General features: G+C 52.2%; 18 protein-coding genes. 10 read left to right on the top strand and 8 right to left on the bottom strand.

All coding sequences use genetic code 11. The annotated features are described in order from the left end of the window. Positions 1–21 precede the first annotated feature (21 nt). The gene (gene pepN / locus OGY15_RS13670) at positions 22–2,634 is read left to right on the top strand and encodes an aminopeptidase N (protein WP_210904897.1); all 2,613 of its coding nucleotides are present in this window, start codon (positions 22–24) and stop codon (positions 2,632–2,634) included. A 71-nt stretch (positions 2,635–2,705) separates the two neighbouring features. Here the strand turns inward: pepN and ssuB are convergent, their stop codons facing one another. From ssuB to ssuE, 5 genes are read right to left on the bottom strand one after another with little or no spacing between them, the layout of a single operon-like run. Then, positions 2,706–3,473, bottom strand: coding sequence for an aliphatic sulfonates ABC transporter ATP-binding protein (gene ssuB, locus OGY15_RS13665; RefSeq protein WP_210904898.1), 768 nt, complete (start codon positions 3,471–3,473; stop codon positions 2,706–2,708). Further along, a complete protein-coding gene (ssuC, locus tag OGY15_RS13660; protein WP_151217935.1) occupies positions 3,470–4,261 on the bottom strand; it encodes an aliphatic sulfonate ABC transporter permease SsuC in 792 nt (263 codons plus the stop codon). Before ssuC ends, ssuB begins: the two co-directional genes overlap by 4 nt. A gap of 10 nt (positions 4,262–4,271) precedes the next feature. Beyond that, positions 4,272–5,417: an FMNH2-dependent alkanesulfonate monooxygenase gene (ssuD, locus tag OGY15_RS13655; RefSeq protein ID WP_286539625.1), complete on the bottom strand. Its 1,146-nt coding sequence runs from the start codon at positions 5,415–5,417 to the stop codon at positions 4,272–4,274. Continuing rightward, complete coding sequence (locus OGY15_RS13650) at positions 5,414–6,388, bottom strand: sulfonate ABC transporter substrate-binding protein (RefSeq protein WP_278238774.1); 975 nt, start codon at positions 6,386–6,388, stop codon at positions 5,414–5,416. The genes ssuD and OGY15_RS13650 overlap by 4 nt, the downstream gene beginning before the upstream one ends. Continuing rightward, the gene (gene ssuE, locus OGY15_RS13645; RefSeq protein ID WP_286539621.1) at positions 6,381–6,956 is read right to left on the bottom strand and encodes an NADPH-dependent FMN reductase; all 576 of its coding nucleotides are present in this window, start codon (positions 6,954–6,956) and stop codon (positions 6,381–6,383) included. Before ssuE ends, OGY15_RS13650 begins: the two co-directional genes overlap by 8 nt. A 242-nt stretch (positions 6,957–7,198) precedes the next feature. On the opposite strand from ssuE, the gene pyrD reads away from it, so the two are divergent. Further along, entirely contained in the window at positions 7,199–8,209 is a 1,011-nt protein-coding gene (pyrD, locus tag OGY15_RS13640; protein WP_016152472.1) for a quinone-dependent dihydroorotate dehydrogenase, read from the top strand. 165 nt (positions 8,210–8,374) lie between these two features. Beyond that, complete coding sequence (zapC, locus tag OGY15_RS13635; RefSeq protein WP_151217940.1) at positions 8,375–8,917, top strand: cell division protein ZapC; 543 nt, start codon at positions 8,375–8,377, stop codon at positions 8,915–8,917. Here the strand turns inward: zapC and OGY15_RS13630 are convergent. Next, complete coding sequence (locus OGY15_RS13630; RefSeq protein WP_286539618.1) at positions 8,914–10,020, bottom strand: YcbX family protein; 1,107 nt, start codon at positions 10,018–10,020, stop codon at positions 8,914–8,916. The two genes, zapC and OGY15_RS13630, sit on opposite strands and share 4 nt — an antisense overlap. A 98-nt stretch (positions 10,021–10,118) precedes the next feature. On the opposite strand from OGY15_RS13630, the gene rlmKL reads away from it, so the two are divergent. From rlmKL to rmf, 6 genes are all read left to right on the top strand, one after another. Further along, entirely contained in the window at positions 10,119–12,227 is a 2,109-nt protein-coding gene (gene rlmKL, locus OGY15_RS13625) for a bifunctional 23S rRNA (guanine(2069)-N(7))-methyltransferase RlmK/23S rRNA (guanine(2445)-N(2))-methyltransferase RlmL (protein WP_210904902.1), read from the top strand. Positions 12,228–12,239: 12 nt separating this feature from the next. Further along, on the top strand, positions 12,240–14,147 hold the full coding sequence (locus OGY15_RS13620) for an ABC transporter ATP-binding protein (RefSeq protein ID WP_151217943.1): 1,908 nt from the start codon (positions 12,240–12,242) through the stop codon (positions 14,145–14,147). A 14-nt stretch (positions 14,148–14,161) separates the two neighbouring features. Next, positions 14,162–15,415 (top strand): membrane integrity-associated transporter subunit PqiA, encoded by a 1,254-nt coding sequence (gene pqiA / locus OGY15_RS13615; protein WP_286539615.1) that lies wholly within the window; start codon positions 14,162–14,164, stop codon positions 15,413–15,415. 4 nt (positions 15,416–15,419) lie between these two features. Beyond that, positions 15,420–17,060, top strand: coding sequence for an intermembrane transport protein PqiB (gene pqiB, locus OGY15_RS13610; RefSeq protein WP_286539612.1), 1,641 nt, complete (start codon positions 15,420–15,422; stop codon positions 17,058–17,060). Beyond that, positions 17,057–17,620: a membrane integrity-associated transporter subunit PqiC gene (gene pqiC, locus OGY15_RS13605; protein ID WP_151217946.1), complete on the top strand. Its 564-nt coding sequence runs from the start codon at positions 17,057–17,059 to the stop codon at positions 17,618–17,620. The genes pqiB and pqiC overlap by 4 nt, the downstream gene beginning before the upstream one ends. A 256-nt stretch (positions 17,621–17,876) precedes the next feature. Continuing rightward, on the top strand, positions 17,877–18,044 hold the full coding sequence (gene rmf, locus OGY15_RS13600; protein ID WP_003035871.1) for a ribosome modulation factor: 168 nt from the start codon (positions 17,877–17,879) through the stop codon (positions 18,042–18,044). Positions 18,045–18,151: 107 nt separating this feature from the next. On the opposite strand, the gene fabA is transcribed toward rmf, so the two are convergent. Both fabA and OGY15_RS13590 read right to left on the bottom strand, forming a co-directional pair. Continuing rightward, entirely contained in the window at positions 18,152–18,670 is a 519-nt protein-coding gene (gene fabA / locus OGY15_RS13595; protein ID WP_003035875.1) for a bifunctional 3-hydroxydecanoyl-ACP dehydratase/trans-2-decenoyl-ACP isomerase, read from the bottom strand. 68 nt (positions 18,671–18,738) lie between these two features. Beyond that, positions 18,739–20,499 carry an AAA family ATPase gene (locus tag OGY15_RS13590; protein ID WP_151217947.1) on the bottom strand — a complete coding sequence of 587 codons (1,761 nt, stop codon included), beginning with the start codon at positions 20,497–20,499 and terminating at the stop codon, positions 18,739–18,741. A 185-nt stretch (positions 20,500–20,684) separates the two neighbouring features. On the opposite strand from OGY15_RS13590, the gene matP reads away from it, so the two are divergent. Then, entirely contained in the window at positions 20,685–21,137 is a 453-nt protein-coding gene (gene matP / locus OGY15_RS13585; protein WP_151217948.1) for a macrodomain Ter protein MatP, read from the top strand. The last annotated feature ends 2 nt before the right edge of the window (positions 21,138–21,139 follow it).

Genomic DNA, 21,139 nt, shown 5'->3' with positions numbered 1-21,139 from the left:
AAAGATGCTAAAGGTTTTTTTATGACACAACAGCCACAAGCCAAATACCGCCACGATTATCGTGCTCCGGATTACCAGATTACTGATATTGACTTGACCTTTGACCTGGATGCTGAAAAAACCGTGGTCACCGCAGTGAGCCAGGCTGTCCGTCATGGCGCGTCCGACGCGCCCCTGCACCTGAATGGCGAAGATTTGACCCTGGTGTCAATCCACGTGAATGATGAACCGTGGCAAGCATATAAAGAAGAAGAGGGCGCTCTGGTCATCAATCAACTGCCGGAACGTTTTACGCTGCGTATCGTGAATGAAATTAGCCCAGCGGCGAATACCGCGCTGGAAGGGCTTTACAAGTCAGGAGATGCGCTGTGTACCCAGTGCGAAGCAGAAGGTTTCCGCCATATTACCTGGTATCTTGATCGCCCGGACGTGCTGGCGCGCTTTACTACCAAAATTATCGCTGATAAAACCCAATATCCGTTCCTGCTTTCCAACGGCAACCGCGTGGCGCAGGGCGAACTGGAAAACGGTCGCCATTGGGTTCAGTGGCAGGATCCCTTCCCTAAACCGTGCTATCTGTTTGCGCTGGTAGCGGGTGATTTCGACGTGCTGCGTGACACTTTTACCACCCGCTCCGGGCGTGAAGTGGCACTGGAACTGTACGTCGATCGCGGCAACCTGGACCGCGCGCCGTGGGCGATGACCTCGCTGAAAAACTCCATGAAATGGGATGAAGAGCGTTTTGGCCTCGAATATGACCTCGACATCTATATGATTGTCGCCGTGGATTTCTTCAACATGGGCGCGATGGAGAATAAAGGACTGAACATCTTTAACTCCAAATACGTGCTGGCACGTACCGATACCGCTACTGACAAAGACTACCTCGATATTGAGCGCGTCATTGGGCACGAATATTTCCATAACTGGACTGGCAACCGCGTGACCTGTCGCGACTGGTTCCAGTTGAGCCTGAAAGAGGGGTTAACCGTGTTTCGCGATCAGGAATTCAGTTCCGATCTTGGCTCACGTGCGGTAAACCGTATCAGCAATGTGCGTACCATGCGCGGTCTGCAGTTTGCTGAGGACGCCAGCCCGATGGCGCATCCTATCCGCCCGGATATGGTTATCGAAATGAACAATTTCTATACCCTGACCGTGTATGAGAAGGGGGCAGAAGTCATTCGTATGATCCACACCCTGTTGGGTGAGGCTAACTTCCAGAAAGGGATGCAGCTGTACTTTGAGCGTCATGATGGCAGCGCTGCAACCTGTGATGATTTTGTGCAGGCGATGGAGGATGCGTCCAACGTCGATCTCTCGCATTTCCGCCGCTGGTACAGTCAGTCCGGTACGCCGATTTTGACCGTGCGTGATGACTATAACCCATCAACGGAAGAGTACACGCTGACTATCAGCCAGCGCACGCCGGTCACGCCGGATCAGGCAGAAAAACAACCGCTGCATATTCCTTTCGCCCTCGAGTTGTATGACAACGAAGGGAAAGTGATCCCGTTACAAAAAGGCGGGCACTCGGTGAATTCAGTACTCAACGTTACCCAGGCAGAGCAGACGTTTGTCTTTGATAACGTCTACTTCCAGCCGGTACCCGCGCTGCTGTGCGAATTCTCCGCGCCGGTGAAACTGGAATATAAATGGAGCGATCAGCAACTTACCTTCCTGATGCGTCATGCGCGTAACGATTTTTCTCGTTGGGATGCGGCGCAAAGCCTGCTGGCGACCTATATTAAGCTCAACGTTGCCCGTCATCAGCAGGGACAGCCGCTGTCACTGCCGGTACACGTGGCCGATGCATTCCGCGCGATTTTACTGGATGAGAAAATCGATCCGGCGCTGGCGGCTGAGATCCTGACGCTGCCTTCGGTAAATGAAATCGCCGAACTGTTCGACATCATCGATCCGGTGGCGATAACAGAAGTACGTGAAGCGTTAACCCGCACGCTGGCGGCAGAGCTGGCGGATGAATTCCTCGCCATCTATAACGCTAATCATCTTGATGAGTACCGCGTAGAGCATGCCGATATTGGCAAGCGTACGCTGCGCAACGCCTGCCTGCGATTCCTGGCCTTTGGCGAAACCCATCTGGCTGACACGCTGGTCAGCAAGCAGTACCGTGAAGCGAACAATATGACCGATGCGCTGGCGGCGTTGTCTGCGGCAGTAGCGGCGCAACTTCCTTGCCGTGACGCGCTGATGCAGGAGTATGACGATAAGTGGCACCATGACGGTCTGGTGATGGATAAATGGTTTATCCTGCAATCTACCAGCCCGGCGGATAATGTACTGGAAACGGTACGCGGCCTGTTGAAGCATCGCTCCTTTAGCATGAGCAACCCGAATCGCATCCGTTCGCTGATCGGTGCCTTTGCAGGTAGCAATCCGGCGGCATTTCATGCGGAAGATGGCAGCGGCTATCAGTTCCTGGTCGACATGCTGACTGAGCTCAATAGCCGTAACCCGCAGGTAGCGTCACGTCTGATTGAGCCGCTGATTCGTTTAAAACGTTATGATGCAAAACGTCAGGCGAAGATGCGTGCGGCGCTGGAACAGTTGAAAGGCCTGGAGAATCTCTCCGGCGATCTGTTCGAGAAGATAGCTAAAGCATTAGCCTGATAATATTGCCGGATGGGGCCGGCCTACCATTCACGTGTAGGCCGGATAAGCGGTAGCGCCATCCGGCATTTTTAACCATGCCTGCGTAGCTGAACTTCATTTTCGCCACGTTGCATCACCCGGTTCAACACCTCAGCTTCCAGTTCTGCCAGACGCACTGAACCAATCCGGCGTGGTCGCGCAATATCCACCGTTAAATCCAGTCCGATTTTTCCGTCTTCAATGAGCAATACGCGATCGGCCATTGCTACTGCTTCGCTGACATCATGGGTGACTAACAATACGGTAAAGCCGTGTTCCTGCCATAAAGAGACAATCAGATCCTGCATCTCAAGGCGGGTTAACGCATCCAGCGCGCCGAGGGGTTCATCCAACAGCAGCAGACCGGGGCGGTGAATTAAAGCCCGCGCCAGGGCCACGCGCTGTTTTTGTCCACCAGAAAGGGCCGCAGGCCATTCCTGGGCACGACTCTCCAGTCCAACTGCGGCCAGCGCATCTCGCGCTGCATTGTGCCAGTGACCTTTCAGACCCAGACCGACGTTATCGGTAACCGTCTTCCATGGTAGCAGACGCGCATCCTGAAACATCATTCGTGTATCATCCTGAATCTCTGCCAGCGGTGTGGTTCCGGCGAGTAATGCGCCTGAGGTGGGCGACTCCAACCCAGCCAGCAGGCGCAGTAACGTGCTTTTACCTCCGCCGCTGCGACCGACCACGGCAACGAACTGTCCGGCTGGAATATGCAAATCTAACTGATTGAGCACCGTATTGGCGGCGTATTGTTTCGTCACGGCGCTCAGCAAAAGCGGTGTGCCCTGGTTCAGGCGAGCGGTGTTCATACATTAGTTTCCTTTAAATGGTAAGCCGGGTTCCAGCGTAGCCAGATACGTTCCAGTAATTGCGCGCTGACATCGGCAAGTTTGCCGAGCAGGGCGTAGAGAATAATGGCTACCACGACTACATCGGTTTGCAGAAATTCACGAGCATTCATTGCCAGGTAGCCAATACCGGCATCAGCCGAAATAGTTTCCGCAACAATGAGCGTCAGCCACATCAACCCGAGAGCAAAACGTACGCCGACCATAATCGAGGGCAGGGCACCGGGGAGGATCACATGAATAAACAGTGAAAAGCCGGATAACCCATAGCTGCGCGCCATCTCTACCAGCCCGCGATCGATGTTACGGATCCCATGCCAGGTGTTGATGTAAATCGGGAACAGCGTGCCCAGCGCGACGAGAAAGATCTTGGCGGACTCATCAATACCGAACCATAAAATGACCAGTGGGATCAGCGCCAGATGCGGGACGTTACGCAGCATCTGCACCGACGTGTCCAGCAGGCGTTCTCCCCAACGCGAAAGGCCGCTTATCAGCCCCAGCGTCAGGCCAATTGATCCACCGATGGAGAATCCGATCAGCGCCCGCCAGGCGCTGATCGCCAGATGCTGCCAAAGTTCGCCGCTGGCTGAAAGCGTCCAGAAAGCTTCGATCACGCCCTCCGGTGAGGGCAGTATGCGGGTGGACAGCCAGCCCATTGATGATGCGAGCTGCCAGAGTGCCACCAGACCGAGCGGTAAAAACCAGGGCGCGAGGCGCAATAACCATCTGTTTTTCGGCGTTGCCATTAGCCGCTCCTTAGCTTTGTGCGACTTTGCGCGGGATGAATTCATTCGCAACCGCTTCGCCTTGCTGTTGCAGGCGCTGTGGTTGCGGAATTTCTGGTATCGCGACATCCAGATGTGGGAACAGCAGCTCACCGACCTTGTACGCCTCTTCCAGATGCGGATACCCGGACAGCACAAAACTGTCGATTCCCAGCGCGGCATACTCGTTAATACGCGCTGCGACCGTAGGGCCATCTCCAACCAGGGCGGTCCCTGCGCCACCGCGCACCAGTCCTACTCCTGCCCACAGGTTCGGGCTAATTTCCAGTTTGTCGCGTTTACCGTTGTGCAGCGCAGCCATTCGCTGCTGACCAACCGAATCCGTTTTTGAGAAGGCGGCCTGGGCTTTGGCGATGGTGTCGTCATCCAGATGGCCTATCAGACGATCCGCAGCCTGCCACGCCTCTTGTGTTGTCTCTCGTACGATCACATGCAGACGAATACCAAAGCGGATCTTGCGCCCGAGCGCCGCCGCTTTGGCCCGTACTTGTTCAATCTTCTGTTTCACCTGTTCAGGCGGTTCGCCCCAGGTCAGGTAGAGATCAACCTGCTCGGCAGCCAGATCTTGTGCGACATCAGACGAGCCGCCGAAATAGAGTGGAGGATGCGGCTGCTGGATCGGCGGGAAGAACAGTTTTGCCCCGCGGACATGAATATGTTTGCCGTTGAAATCCACGGTTTCACCTTGCAGTAAGCGTCGCCAGACCTGAGTAAATTCACCAGAGGCTTCATAGCGCTCGGTGTGATCGAGGAACACGCCGTCGCCAGCCAACTCCTGCGGATCGCTACCGGTCACCAGGTTAAATAGCGCCCGACCATTAGAAAGCCTGTCGAGCGTTGCTGCCTGACGCGCGGCAACCGTCGGTGAGGTGACGCTTGGACGCAGCGCGACCAGAAATTTTAATCGCTGAGTAACCGGAATCATCGAGGAGGCGACCAGCCAGGCATCTTCGCAGGAGCGTCCGGTGGGGATCAGCACACCGGTAAATCCCAGACGATCGGCCGTTTGCGCAATTTGTTGCAGATAACCATGATCGACCGGGCGCGAACCCTCTTCCGTTCCAAGATAATGACCGTCACCGTGGGTGGGTAAAAACCAGAACATGTTCAGACTCATAATTTTTCTCCTGCCTGCTGAGTGGGTTGCCAGATACGCTGGCGAATATCGATTTTTTTCGGCACCAGACGGTTGTCATAAAACAGATCGGCGGTTTGTTGCTGCAATGCGGCAACAGAGTCGCTGATGAGGGTAATGGTGGTTGGCGGGCGGTGATCCAGATAGGACGCAATCACCGGTTCGGGCAGACCCATGGTTTTAGCCAGCAGGGTGATGCTTTGCTGGCGCTGGCTGAGGGTTAACGCATCGGCCTGGCTAAAGGTATTCAGTACGCCAAGAACAAAAGCGCCATTTTTCTCGGCATAAGGACGAGCGGCGAGATAAAACGAACCGGTCTGCTTCAGATCTGAGCCGTCTTTGAGCACGCGCACATCACCTTGCAGTAACGCGGCGGAATAGTAGGGATCCCAGATAGCCCATGCCTCAACGTTTCCTTGCTGGAAGGCCGCTCGCGCATCGGCGGGGGTCAGATAAGTCGGTTGAATATCGGTAAATTTCAGCCCGGCCTGTTGCAGCGCTCGGAGCAGTAAATTGTGGGCGCTTGACCCTTTCTGGAATGCGACTTTATGTCCTTTAAGCTGCGCGACGTTCTGAATCGGGCTATCTTTTGGCACCAGAATCACTTCAGCTTTCGGTTTGGGGGGCTCAACGCCCACGTACACCAGATCGGCTCCGGCAGCCTGGGCGAATATTGGTGGAATGTCACCCGTACTGCCGAGATCGATACTGCCGATATTCAAGGCTTCCAGCATTTGCGGCCCTGCCGGGAACTCAACCCACGAGATTTTGGTCTGTGGATAGCGCTTTTCCAACAATTGATGGCTTTTTGCCAGCACCATACTGACGCTTCCTTTCTGATAGCCGATACGCAGGGCATCGGGCGCAGACTCTGCGGCATACGCCAGCGTTGACAGTGACAGCAACCCGGCCAGTGCGAGCCATGATCTGTGGCGCTTGAGCAAATTAAGCATGGGCAGTACCCCGCAGTGTGTTCAGTTGGGGGAGTTGGATATCGCGACGATGCAATGCCAGCCAGAAGGTGGCGAGTGCACTGTCCAGGCGCTGCTGCAGGTTGGGCGTAAACTGCGGTTTATGCTGATAATCGATGACCTGTGAATCATCGGCAAATACGCCGTGCAGGATCTCCTGGGCTTTTAACGTACTTAGTACCGGTTTCAGCGCGTAATCGACGGCCAGTAAATGCGCCACGCTGCCGCCGGTCGCCAGCGGCAACACCACTTTTCCTTCCAGCGCCCGCTCGGGAAGCAGATCGAGCAGCGTTTTCAATACGCCAGAGTAAGCGGCTTTGTAGATCGGCGTGGCGACAATCAGCCCGTCAGCATCCTGCAATTGTTCGCTAAATGTCTTCAGCGTCGGACTATCAAAACGGGCATAGATGAGGTCTTCCGGGGCAAAGTTGTGCAGGTTCCAGTGAAAGACTTCGACATCCTGACCATTGAGTTTTTCTCGGGCATATTCCAGTAACGCGCTGGAGCGAGAGGGAAAGCGTGGGCTTCCCGCCAGAGTAATGACGCGCATAATTTTAATCTCCACTTATAACTAATTGTTTGCCTTTGTTTAACATTGATAACAATTATTGCAGTCTGGCAGAGAGGATATGTTTATCGAAATGATTTATGCGGGATAGAAAAGTTGAAAAATGGATAAAATGAGTGAGACAGGAAAACGATTGCTATTTATTGCCGCAGGTCAATTCCCTTTTTGCTCACGATCGCACATAATACGCCCCCGGTTTGCACACCGGGAATCCAGGAGAGTTCATGTACTACCCCTTCGTTCGTAAAGCCCTTTTTCAGCTCGATCCAGAGCGCGCTCATGAATTGACATTCCAGCAATTACGTCGCATTACCGGCACGCCGCTTGAAGCGCTTGTCCGCCAGAAGGTACCTGCAAAACCGGTTACCTGTATGGGGCTGACGTTTAAAAATCCGCTCGGGCTTGCTGCCGGACTGGATAAAGACGGGGAGTGTATTGATGCGCTCGGCGCGATGGGATTCGGTTCCATTGAGATTGGCACCGTAACGCCGCGTCCTCAGCCGGGTAACGATAAACCGCGTCTGTTCCGTCTGGTTGATGCAGAAGGTTTGATCAACCGCATGGGGTTTAATAACCTGGGTGTTGATAACCTGGTTGAGAACGTTAAAAAATCGCATTTTGACGGTATTCTGGGGATTAATATTGGCAAGAATAAAGATACCCCGGTAGAGAATGGCAAAGATGACTATCTGATTTGTATGGAAAAAGTCTATGCTTATGCGGGTTATATCGCGATTAATATCTCTTCACCGAATACACCGGGATTACGTACGCTGCAATACGGTGAGGCGCTGGACGATCTCCTGACGGCAATTAAAAATAAGCAAAATGATCTGCAAGCGATCCACCATAAATATGTTCCAGTGGCGGTAAAGATCGCGCCGGATCTTTCTGTGGAAGAACTGATCCAGGTTGCTGACAGTTTAGTTCGGCATAATATTGATGGCGTAATTGCGACTAACACCACGCTCGATCGCTCTCTCGTTCAGGGAATGAAAAATTGCGATCAAATGGGTGGTCTTAGCGGGCGACCATTGCAATTAAAAAGTACAGAAATTATTCGCCAGTTGTCTCAGGAATTAAAAGGTCAACTGCCGATTATCGGAGTTGGTGGTATCGACTCGGTCATCGCCGCACGTGAGAAAATAGCTGCCGGTGCTTCACTGGTGCAGATTTATTCGGGCTTTATTTTTAAAGGTCCGCCGCTGATAAAAGAAATCGTCACCAATATCTGAATGCTACCTTAATCACAATCCAGGGCTTTATTTCTGGCCCTGGTTGTTTTATATTCCTTTACTGTTGCTTATTTAAACATTCTGAGCTTTTATTATTAAGGCAATAAGCGAAGCGGCAAAAGGATACTGTCGTAATGGCGATGATTAAGGAAAGGAGAGAAACTGATGCGAATTAAACCCGACGATAACTGGCGCTGGTATTATGATGAAGAGCACGATCGTATGATGCTCGATTTAGCCAATGGCATGTTATTCCGTTCGCGTTTTGCTCGTAAAATGCTCACTCCCGATGCATTTTCACCGTCGGGTTTTTGTGTTGATGACGCCGCGCTTTATTTTTCCTTTGAAGAAAAATGTCGCTATCTGGATTTAGCCAAAGAACAAAAAGCGGAACTGGTGCTCAATGCACTGGTGGCGATTCGTTATCTTAAACCACAAATGCCAAAAAGCTGGCACTTTGTCGCGCACGGTATTAACTGGTCGCCAACCGTGGGTGATGCCGCCTGTGTGGATTTAAGCGATACCGATGAACAGGTAAACCTGTTAGTGGTCGAGCCGGGTGAAAACGCCGCGCTTTGTCTGCTTGCACAACCTGGCGTGGTTATTGCTGGAAGAACCATGCAGCTTGGTGACGCGATTAAAATAATGAATGACAGACTGAAACCGCAGGTCGTTGTTGACAGTTTCAGCCTTGAGCAGGCGGTTTAACTCTCCAGCCTGATTGTCGTTTTCGGAACACAACTGCAGCACAGAATTGTCCCGTCATCTCCTATCGCTGATTTTTTCAGCGGGTTAACTTCGCCTTCTACCAGTCGAATTCGACAACATCCGCAAATCCCTGCCCGACATGAATAGGGAATCCGGATACCCTGATTTTCCAACTGTTCAAGCAATACCTGTTGATTATTGCCTGGGAAGGTCTGCCCCTGCCAGTCAATCAGTACCGTGGCATCAGGCTGTTGTTCCTGTGCGGTATCATCTGACTCCGCCGCGCCGTATGCTCTGGCGGGGCCGGTTGCCAAAATTTCGACGTCATCGCCAACGCGAATCACGCCGCTGTTGCGCGCGATGAGATTCTGGCCGAAATCAACATCGCCGTTATCCACGGCCGTGCGGAAAGTTTGCAGCGTGGCGAGCGGCTCGCCAGATGGATGTTTCTGGCCTTTCTCTGGGCTGACGGTGGTGAATATGCATCGGCTACAAGGTTTTGCCACATCAAAAATGACGTCGCCAATGCGAATCACTTTCCAGGTATCTTCTTCCCAGGCGCCAGCCCCTGAAATCACCAGATTAGGGCGAAACTGTTCCATTTTCACGCTTGCCGGGCAGCGTTGCTGCAGATCGCGCAGCGACGCTTCATTGGTCAGCAGGTAGGGATAACCGTCGGCGAAGGATAAAGGAACATCATCGTGGCGCTTCACCCGACGCGTCAATTGTGGGCCAACCCAGCGCAGCTGCACGTCACGGGAGAAAAAGCTGCTCAGCCATTGGTTGATAGCGGATGGCGCGATACGCGCGGTAAAATGGTTTCCCCACACTTCTGTCGGCGCATCCTGGGTGGCGAAATCGGCAAATCGCACCAGCGCGCTGCTGCCGTCTGGCGCCGTAAGATGCAGTCCATCGTGGAAAGGGGAAGGGGTAAAGCGGACCATTTGCGGGAACTGTCGGGCAGTAATGAACGTTCCGTCGGCTTCGGTAATCATAAATATACGGTCAAAGGCGAGGCCGCTGACGTCTGCCAGGGCGTGCGTGAGCCCAATTCCACGCATAGATTTAACCGGATGAATAAAAAGTCGGGTCAACGTTACCACTGTACAGCCCCTCGAGCGAAAATAAGCCTTCAACTTTATGACATACAGCCCATATTAGCTATAATGCGCAGCAATTTTATTGGAGTAAAAGTGACATTATGAATTCTCTGTTTGCCAGTACGGCCCGCGGGCTGGAAGAGCTGTTAAAAACTGAACTGGAAAACCTCGGCGCGCTGGAGTGCCAGGTCGTTCAGGGTGGGGTCCATTTTAAGGGCGACACGCGGCTTGTTTACCAGAGCCTGATGTGGAGCCGCCTGGCCTCGCGCATTATCCTGCCGATGGGAGAGTGCAAGGTCTACAGCGATCTTGATCTGTACCTCGGTGTTCAGGCAATCGACTGGACAGAGATATTTAATCCCGGTGCGACGTTTGCCGTCCATTTTAGTGGCCTGAACGAGACCATTCGTAACAGTCAGTACGGCGCGCTGAAGGTCAAGGATGCGATTGTCGATGCCTTCACCCGTAAAAATCTGCCGCGTCCAAATGTGGATCGTGAATCTCCGGATCTGCGCATCAACGTCTGGTTGAACAAAGATACCGCCAGCATTGCGCTCGATCTTAGCGGTGACGGTTTGCATCAGCGTGGTTATCGCGATCGCGCTGGCCAGGCGCCGATCAAAGAGACGCTGGCTGCGGCCATCGTTATGCGTTCTGGCTGGCAGCCAGGTACACCGTTGCTCGATCCGATGTGCGGCTCCGGCACGCTGCTGATTGAAGCTGCGATGTGGGCAACCGATCGTGCGCCGGGCCTGCACCGCGGGTACTGGGGTTTTAGCGGTTGGGCGCAGCACGATGAAGTCGTCTGGCAAGAAGTCAAAGCCGAAGCACAGGTGCGTGCGCGTAAAGGGCTGGCTGACTACTCCTCGCATTTCTATGGTTCCGACAGCGATGCGCGGGTAATTGAAAAAGCGCGCAGTAACGCCCGCCGCGCGGGTATTGCCGACCTGATGACGTTTGACGTTAAAGATGTTGCCAAACTGAGCAATCCGCTGCCGAAAGGACCGTATGGTACGGTTATCAGTAACCCACCATACGGCGAACGTCTGGATAGCGAACCGGCGCTGATAGCCCTGCACAGCCTGCTGGGGCGGACGATGAAAAACCAGTTTGGCGGCTGGAATTTGTCGTTGTTTAGCGCCTCGCCGGATCTGCTCAGCAGCCTGCAATTACGTGCCGACAAGCAGTTCAAAGCGAAAAACGGCCCGCTGGATTGTGTACAGAAGAACTATCACGTTGCAGAGACCACCGCGGACAGCAAGCCAGCCACGGTCGCGGAAGATTATGCCAACCGCCTGCGCAAGAACATCAAGAAGCTGGAAAAATGGGCGCGCCAGGAAGGCATTGAATGCTATCGCCTGTATGACGCTGACCTGCCGGAATACAATGTTGCAGTTGACCGTTACGGCGACTGGGTTGTGGTTCAGGAATATGCTCCGCCGAAGACAGTTGATGCACAAAAAGCACGTCAACGCCTGTTCGACATTATCGCCGCAACGCTGTCGGTACTGGAAATCGCGCCGAATAAACTGGTGCTGAAAACCCGTGAACGGCAGAAAGGGAAGAATCAGTATCAGAAGATGAATGAGAAGGGTGAATTCATTGAGGTAAGCGAGTACAACGCGCGCCTGTGGGTCAACCTGACAGACTATCTTGATACCGGTTTGTTCCTCGATCATCGTATTGCACGCCGCATGCTCGGTCAGATGAGTAAAGGTAAGGATTTCCTTAACCTGTTCTCCTACACCGGCAGCGCCAGCGTACATGCAGGATTGGGCGGTGCGCGTAGCACCACGACGGTTGATATGTCGCGCACCTACCTGGAATGGGCGGAGCGTAACCTGCGTCTGAATGGCCTGAGTGGCCGCGCGCACCGTTTAATTCAGGCCGATTGCCTGGGCTGGCTGCGCGAAGCCAATGAACAGTTTGATCTGATTTTCATCGATCCGCCGACGTTCTCTAACTCAAAACGTATGGAAGACTCGTTTGACGTACAGCGCGATCATCTGGCGTTGATGAAAGATCTAAAACGCCTGCTGCGTAAAGACGGCACAATCATGTTCTCCAACAACAAACGTGGATTCCGTATGGATCTCGACGGTCTGGCAGCACTGGGATTGAAAGCACAAGAAATTACTCAAAAAACGCTTTCCCAGGATTTTGCCCGTAACCGTCAGATCCACAACTGCTGGCTGATTACCGCAGCCTGAAAGGAAAATTAAATGTCATTAATCAGTATGCATGGTGCATGGCTGTCGTTCAGCGATGCGCCGCTTCTCGATAATGCTGAACTGCATATCGAAGATAACGAGCGCGTCTGTCTGGTTGGCCGTAATGGCGCAGGCAAATCGACGCTAATGAAGATCCTGAATCGTGAACAGGGTCTTGACGATGGGCGTATTATTTATGAGCAGGATCTGGTTGTGGCGCGTCTGCAGCAGGATCCGCCGCGCAACGTGCAGGGTAGCGTCTACGATTTCGTCGCTGAAGGAATTGCAGAACAGGCAGTTTACCTCAAGCGTTATCACGATATCTCGCATTTGGTGATCGCCGATCCGAGTGATAAAAACCTTCAGGAACTGGCGAAGGTTCAGGAACAGCTGGATCACCACAATCTGTGGCAGCTGGAAAACCGTATTAATGAAGTACTGGAACAGCTTGGCCTTGAAGCAGACATGGAGCTGGCATCGCTTTCCGGCGGCTGGCTACGTAAGGCGGCGCTGGGCCGCGCGTTAGTGAGTAACCCGCGCGTATTGCTGCTGGATGAACCGACGAACCACCTGGATATTGAAACCATTGACTGGCTGGAAGGGTTCCTGAAAACCTTCAATGGGACAATCATTTTTATTTCCCACGACCGTTCGTTTATCCGCAATATGGCGACGCGCATTGTCGATCTTGACCGCGGCAAGCTGGTTACCTATCCGGGTAACTACGATCAGTATCTGCTGGATAAAGAAGAAGCATTACGCGTAGAAGAGTTACAAAACGCGGAATTTGATCGCAAGTTGGCACAGGAAGAAGTCTGGATCCGTCAGGGTATCAAAGCGCGTCGTACGCGTAACGAAGGTCGCGTGCGTGCGCTGAAAGCCATGCGTCGCGAGCGTGGTGAACGTCGCGAAGTGATGGGCACAGCGAAGATGCAGGTCGAAGAGGCAAGCCGTTCTGGCAAGATTGTCTTTGAGATGGAGAATGTTGATTACCAGGTTGACGGAAAGCAACTGGTGAAAGATTTCTCCGCGCAGGTGCAGCGTAGCGACAAGATCGCGCTAATCGGACCTAACGGCTGCGGCAAAACTACGCTGTTGAAGCTGATGTTAGGTCAGCTTCAGGCTGACAGTGGACGCATTCATGTTGGAACTAAGCTGGAAGTGGCATATTTCGATCAGCATCGCGCCGAACTGGATCCGGATAAAACCGTGATGGACAACCTTGCTGAAGGTAAGCAAGAGGTGATGGTTAACGGCAAACCCCGCCACGTGCTGGGCTACCTTCAGGATTTCATGTTCCATCCGAAACGCGCGATGACGCCAGTACGCGCGCTCTCTGGCGGGGAACGCAATCGCCTGCTGTTGGCGCGTTTGTTCCTGAAACCCAGCAATTTGTTAATTCTCGATGAACCCACGAACGATCTGGACGTCGAAACGCTGGAACTGCTTGAAGAATTGATTGATAGCTATCAGGGCACCGTGCTGCTGGTGAGCCACGACCGTCAGTTTGTCGATAATACCGTGACCGAATGCTGGATCTTCGAAGGCGGCGGTAAAATTGGCCGTTATGTCGGCGGTTATCATGATGCGCGCAGTCAACAATCGCAGTATGTGGCGTTTAAGCAGCCAGTTGCGAAAAAAACAGAGGAACCTGCTGCTCCTAAAGCAGAAATTGTCAAACGCAGCACCAGCAAACTAAGCTATAAACTGCAGCGCGAACTGGAGCAACTCCCCGCGCTGCTTGAAGAACTGGAAGCTAAGCTGGAAGCCTTACAGGCTCAGGTTGCTGACGCCACGTTTTTCAGTCAGCCGCACGAGCAAACGCAGCAGGTATTGGCTAATCTGAACGAAGCGGAACAAGAACTTGAGCAAGCCTTTGAGCGCTGGGAGTATCTTGAGTCTTTGAAGAATGGCGCATAATTAAAGGAGCACATATGTGCGAACATCACCATGCCGCGAAGCATATTTTGTGCTCGCAGTGTGACATGCTGGTGGCGTTACCTCGCCTGGAGCATGGTCAGAAAGCGGCATGTCCACGATGTGGCACTACGTTAACCGTTGAGTGGGACGCCCCCCGGCAGCGTCCCACTGCCTATGTTTTAGCCGCACTATTTATGCTGCTGCTGTCAAACCTCTTTCCCTTTGTGAATATGAACGTCGCAGGGGTGAGTAGTGAAGTGACACTGCTGCAAATTCCGAGCGTGCTCTTTTCTGAAGATTACGCCAGTCTCGGTACCTTCTTTATCTTATTCGTACAGCTGGTTCCGGCCTTTTGTCTGCTGACGATCCTGCTACTGGTAAACCGCGCTCAGATGCCTGATCGGCTTAAAGCATGGCTGGCGCGTATTTTGTTTCAGTTAAAAAGCTGGGGAATGGCAGAAATCTTCCTCGCGGGCGTGCTGGTGAGCTTTGTTAAGCTGATGGCCTATGGCGATATCGGCGTAGGTAGCAGCTTCATCCCGTGGTGTTTGTTTTGTGTACTCCAGTTGCGGGCGTTCCAGTGTGTGGACCGCCGTTGGCTGTGGGATGATATTGCTCCTATGCCAGCTATCGAACAGGAATTAAAGCCTGGTGTGCCTGGAATCCGGCAGGGTTTGCGCTCTTGCTCTTGCTGCACTGCTATTCTTCCCGCTGACGAATTAGTATGTCCGCGATGTCAGACCAAAGGTTATGCGCGGCGTAAAAACAGTCTGCAATGGACGTTGGCATTACTGTTTACGTCTATCATGCTTTATCTTCCTGCCAATATTCTGCCGATTATGATCACCGACCTGCTCGGGTCAAAATTGCCATCGACGATCCTTGAGGGGGTAGTTTTAATCTGGAGTGAAGGTTCTTACCCGGTGGCAGCGGTTATCTTTATTGCCAGTATTATGGTGCCGACCTTAAAAATGATCGCGATTGCCTGGTTGTGTTGGGATGCTAAGGGGCACGGCAAACGCGACAGTGAACGGATGCATTTTATTTATGAGGTTGTAGAATTTGTTGGTCGCTGGTCAATGATCGACGTTTTTGTAATTGCCGTACTCTCTGCGCTGGTGCGCATGGGGGGGTTAATGAACATTTATCCTGCAATGGGTGCTTTGATGTTTGCTTTAGTCGTCATTATGACAATGTTTTCTGCGATGACATTTGATCCGCGTCTGTCGTGGGACCGTGAACCAGAACCAGATCATGAGGAGTCCTGACAGCATGGAATCTAAAAGTGGGGAAGCCAAAGTGCAGAAGGTAAAAAACTGGTCTCCGGTATGGATATTCCCAATCGTCACTGCGCTCATTGGTGCATGGGTGCTGTTTTATCATTACAGCCATCAGGGACCAGAAGTTACGCTGATCACCACCAATGCCGAAGGCATTGAGGGGGGGAAAACGACAATTAAGAGCCGCAGCGTAGATGTCGGCGTCGTTGAAAGCGCGACCCTGACAGATGATTTGACCCATGTGCAGATTAAAGCCCGTCTTAATTCCGGTATGGAAAAGCTGCTGCATAAAGATTCTGTCTTTTGGGTGGTGAAGCCGCAGATAGGGCGTGAAGGTATCAGCGGTCTGGGTACGTTGTTGTCTGGGGTATATATTGAACTGCAGCCCGGCAATAAAGGCAGCAAACTGGAAAATTACCAGTTGCTGGACTCGCCGCCGCTGGCGCCGCCGGATGCCAAGGGGATCCGTGTGGTGCTTGACAGCAAAAAAGCCGGACAGCTTAGTCCGGGCGATCCAGTGTTATTCCGTGGATACCGCGTAGGTTCTGTTGAGACCAGTACCTTTGATCCGCAAAAGCGAAGCATTAGTTATCAACTTTTCATCAATGCGCCTAACGATCGCCTGGTCACCAGCAATGTGCGCTTCTGGAAAGACAGCGGGATCGCGGTCGATCTGACGTCTGCGGGAATGCGTGTAGAAATGGGATCCCTGACGACGCTGTTTGGTGGCGGCGTGAGTTTCGACGTCCCAGAGGGGCTGGACCAGGGGCAACCCGTCGCGGAAAAAACCGCGTTTAATTTGTACGACGATCAAAAGAGTATTCAGGATTCTCTGTATACCGACCATATCGATTATCTGATGTTCTTTAAGGATTCTATTCGCGGTTTACAGCCGGGCGCGCCGGTAGAATTCCGTGGGATCCGTTTAGGAACCGTCGGCAAAGTGCCTTTCTTTGCGCCAGGTCTACGCCAGGCATTCAATGACGATTACCGTATCCCGGTGTTGATTCGTATTGAACCGGAACGTCTGAAAGCGCAGCTTGGCGAGAGCACCGACGTGGGGGCGCATCTGACGGATCTGCTGAACCGTGGGTTAAGAGCTTCTCTGAAGACCGGGAACCTGGTAACAGGGGCACTGTATGTGGATCTGGACTTCTATCCTAAAGATCCACCGTTAAAAGGCATTCGTGAGTTTGACGGCTACCAAATCATTCCGACCGTGAGTGGAGGGCTGGCGCAAATCCAGCAGCGTCTGATGGAGGCGTTGGATAAGATTAATAATCTGCCGTTGAACCCAATGATTGAGCAGGCGACTACGACTCTGTCGGAAAGTCAGCGCACGATGAAACATCTGCAAACTACGCTGGATAACATGAATAAGATTACTTCCAGCCAGTCAATGCAGCAGCTTCCGGGGGATATGCAGAACACATTGCGCGAACTGAATCGGAGTATGCAGGGCTTCCAGCCGGGCTCCTCTGCCTACAACAAGATGGTGGCAGATATGCAACGTCTTGATCAGGTTCTGCGTGAGCTGCAGCCGGTACTGAAAACGCTGAACGATAAGAGCAACGCGCTGGTGTTTGAAGCGAAGGATAAAAAAGATCCAGAGCCGAAGAGGGCGAAACAATGAAAAAGTGGCTAATGGTGATGATGGCGGTCTGGCTGACGTCATGTAGCTCCAGCGGAGAAAATAAAAGCTATTACCAGCTTCCTATTGCACAGGGTGGGGTACAGAGCACAACTAACCAGGGGAATCGTCTGTTGTGGGTTGAGCAGATTTCGGTACCTGACTACCTGGCGGGTAATGGCGTGGTATACCAGACCAGCGATGTAAAATACGTGATCGCCAATAATAATCTCTGGGCCAGTCCATTAGACCAGCAACTGCGTAACACGCTAGTGGCGAATCTCAGCACCCAATTACCGGGATGGGTTGTTGCTTCTCAACCATTGGGAAGCGTACAGGACACTCTTAACGTCACCGTGACAGGCTTCCAGGGGCGCTATGATGGGAAGGTAATTGTAAGTGGGGAGTGGTTGCTGAATCATCAGGGTCAGTTAATTAAACGTCCGTTCCACATCGAAGCGGTGCAGACTCAGGATGGTTACGATGAAATGGTGAAGGTGCTGGCCAGTGCCTGGAGCCAGGAAGCGACGGCTATTGCTCAGGAGCTGAAACGCCTGCCTTAAGCTTAAATAATTGTAAATTATGCCGCCTCTGGTTCATTGCCCGGGGCGGTTTTTTTTATTTTTTTAGCCGTGGAGATAGCTGTTCTGACTGACTATTTTTGTACAAATGATTTTTCGGGTAGCTCACAAATATGACACTGGCGTGAATTTTGCGCATTGACGGGTCTGATGTTTAGGGGTATTCGTTTAGTGTGATTGCACACTTAGTAATCACTGTTTTCTTTTCCACCAGACCTAAAGATGAGGGAAACGAGGCATGAAGAGACAAAAACGAGATCGCCTGGAACGGGCACATCAACGTGGTTATCAGGCCGGCATTGCCGGACGCTCAAAAGAAATGTGTCCCTATCAGACGCTGAATCAGAGGTCATACTGGCTGGGAGGCTGGCGAGAAGCCATGGGGGATAGGGTTTTAATGGCCTGATTCTGTCTCTTTAGATAAAAGAAACCTCCGCAGAGCGGAGGTTTCGCCTTTTTGCCCACCAGACAAGACGAATAAACGTTAATGACTGGCAGATACACGGACCTGGATTAGAACGCGGAAGTATCCTGGAACAGACCCACTTTCAGATCGTTTGCGGTATAGATCAGACGACCATCAACCAGCACTTCACCATCAGCCAGGCCCATGATCAGGCGACGGTTAACGATGCGTTTGAAGTGAATGCGGTAAGTCACTTTCTTCGCGGTCGGCAGAACCTGGCCGGTGAATTTAACTTCGCCTACGCCCAGCGCGCGGCCTTTACCTTCGCCACCCAGCCAGCCGAGATAGAATCCAACCAACTGCCACATGGCATCAAGACCCAGGCAGCCTGGCATCACCGGATCGCCGATAAAGTGGCATCCGAAGAACCACAGGTCCGGGTTGATATCCAGTTCAGCTTCAACATAACCTTTGTCAAAGTTGCCGCCGGTTTCGGTCATCTTGATGACACGGTCCATCATCAGCATGCTTGGTGCAGGCAGTTGTGGCCCTTTTGCGCCAAACAGCTCACCGCGACCAGAGGCAAGAAGGTCTTCTTTTGTATAGGATTCGCGTTTATCTACCATGTTCTCTGTAAGCCTTATTTTATTGAAGCACGCAGGATAGCTAACACGTGTACGCTGAACAAGTCCGATCAGTTCGGAATAATCCAGTTCAGCCAACGTAGCGGCCAGGGAAAACGGTGACGACCTTCCTGTTGCGTTGCCGTAGCAATACGCTCCTGGATAGTTTGCATCAACGTTGTCTGACCTTCACCATCCCACACCAGATTTAACAACAGTGGCAGCGCATCGGTCACGTCGTCCACCGCCCAGATAGTGAATTTTTCTTCTTCTACAGCCTGTAGCAGCGTGGGCTGCAGGCTCAGATGTCTGACATTAGCTGAAGGAATAATAACGCCCTGCTTGCCGGTCAGCTCACGCTGCTGGCAGATGGCGAAGAAACCTTCAATTTTCTCGTTCAGACCACCAACAGGTTGCGCGCGACCAAACTGATCGACAGAACCGGTAATGGCGATGCTTTGATTAACAGGAACGTCGGCGAGGGCGCTAATCAATGCGCACAATTCGGCCATGGATGCGCTGTCGCCGTCGACTTCGCTGTACGATTGCTCAAAGGTCAGTGAGGCGGAGAAGGGGATTTGCTGTTCAAGCTGGAGTTCCGACATCAGGAACGCCTGCATAATCATCATGCCCTTGGCATGAATATTTCCGCCGAGCTCGGCTTTGCGCTCAATATCCGTAAATTCGCCATCGCCAATATGCACCACACAGCTGATACGTGAAGGCTCACCAAACGCGCGCGGATGTCCAGGGAATTCAATCACCGACAGGGCGTTAATTTGGCCAATACGCTCGCCTTCCGTCTCAATAAGGATCTGTTCCTGAAGGATCTCATCTTGCATACGTTCAGCCAGGAAACCTTCCCGCCATTCTCGCTGAGCTAGCATCAGGCCAAACTGCTCAGCGTTGCAGGTGTCGCTCTCGCATAACGGAGCCACTTCTTTGAACTGCCGGATTATCCATAATGGATTAAGCGGCAATGTATCCTGTTCGCCGGTGTAGCGCACGGCTTCACGAATCAGTACCTGCCAGGCATCAGGAGCGGGATAAGGTAAATGGTTACGCGTAGCGGTATGCGTTACCCACTGACACCACTGCGTCATGGTTTCGGCATCCACTATCTGTAGATTATCTTCAAACTCGCTATAAATAGCCTGCTCAGCCAGTTCTGGCTCCATTTCCTGGAAGTCTGCCAGTGATTCACGTTCACCCACTAATATCACTTTCAGTTTGAGCGGCATAGGTGGAACGGAGACAGGAAGTGGGCGCGACTCATCAAAAGCTACCCAGTCAAAACGCTCGTGGCTGACAATGGCTTTCAGGCGCATCCACAGCAGCGGCTGGGCCAACAGCGTGCGCAATGAAATAACCAGCACGCCACCGTTAGCCTGATGTACAAGTCCTGGCTGCAGGGTCACTTCGCCATTGAACTGACGCAGGCAGCCAAATAGCTGTTCGGCTTCAACCCAGTCAGCGCTGACTACCTGAGTTAACGTTGCAAAATTGTCTTCTGCTTTCTCAGCTGTACGATAGCGAATAGTGTGACCGGAGATATCATAATGACCTCCGGTCAGGCTTCCGGCATCCGTGTGCAGCGTACGTGCTGCTGCTGCAATAAGGTTGAGATACTCAAGCTCTTCCGGCGCTTTTACCAGCATGAACGAGGACGTCGTCCAGTGCTGAAGAAGCTGCTCTAATGCAAATTGTAAACGCGGTTGAGTATCGCTAAGTAAGGTGTCGGTGTCGTCAGTGACGTGCGGCTGTGCAAATACTTCCTGATAACTGTCGGTATCAGGAACCAGATCACGCCATGCAAGTTTCGTAATGGTCAAAGTTGATGTTTTTTAGTCTGTTGTAAAAAACGCGATTATACCGTAACCATCATCACTGCACACGTGGAAAGCGCCGGGAAACGAATGTGATGACGCGCGGCAGTTCACAGGCTGGATATTCTTTTCTTCAGATGCCGAAAAAGCTGATATTCTGATAAGAGTTACACGGTAACATTGAGATCGCAATGAAATATCAACAACTTGAAAACCTTGAAAGCGGCTGGAAATGGAAGTATCTGGTGAAGAAGCATCGTGAGGGGGAGTTAATCACCCGTTACGTAGAGGCCAGCGCTGCCAAAGAAGCCGTTGATTTATTGCTAACCCTCGAAAATGAACCGGTTCGGGTCAATACCTGGATTGAAAAACACATGAATCCGGCGCTGCTAAATCGTATGAAACAAACCATACGAGCAAGGCGTAAACGGCATTTTAATGCTGAGCATCAGCATACGCGCAAAAAATCAATCGATCTGGAATTTATGGTCTGGCAGCGCTTAGCGGGGCTTGCGCAGCGGCGTGGTAAAACGCTTTCTGAAACTATTGTGCAACTCATTGAAGATGCAGAGCATAAAGAGAAGTACGCGAACAAAATGTCGACATTGAAGCAGGATTTACAGGCGTTGCTGGGAAAAGAATAGCG

Origin of the sequence: Citrobacter sp. Cu231 (assembly GCF_030332265.1) — a bacterium.
GTDB classification, from domain to species: Bacteria; Pseudomonadota; Gammaproteobacteria; order Enterobacterales; family Enterobacteriaceae; genus Citrobacter; species Citrobacter meridianamericanus.
The sequence above is the reverse complement of the archived record's forward strand: the minus strand, read 5'-3'. Positions and strand labels throughout refer to the sequence as shown.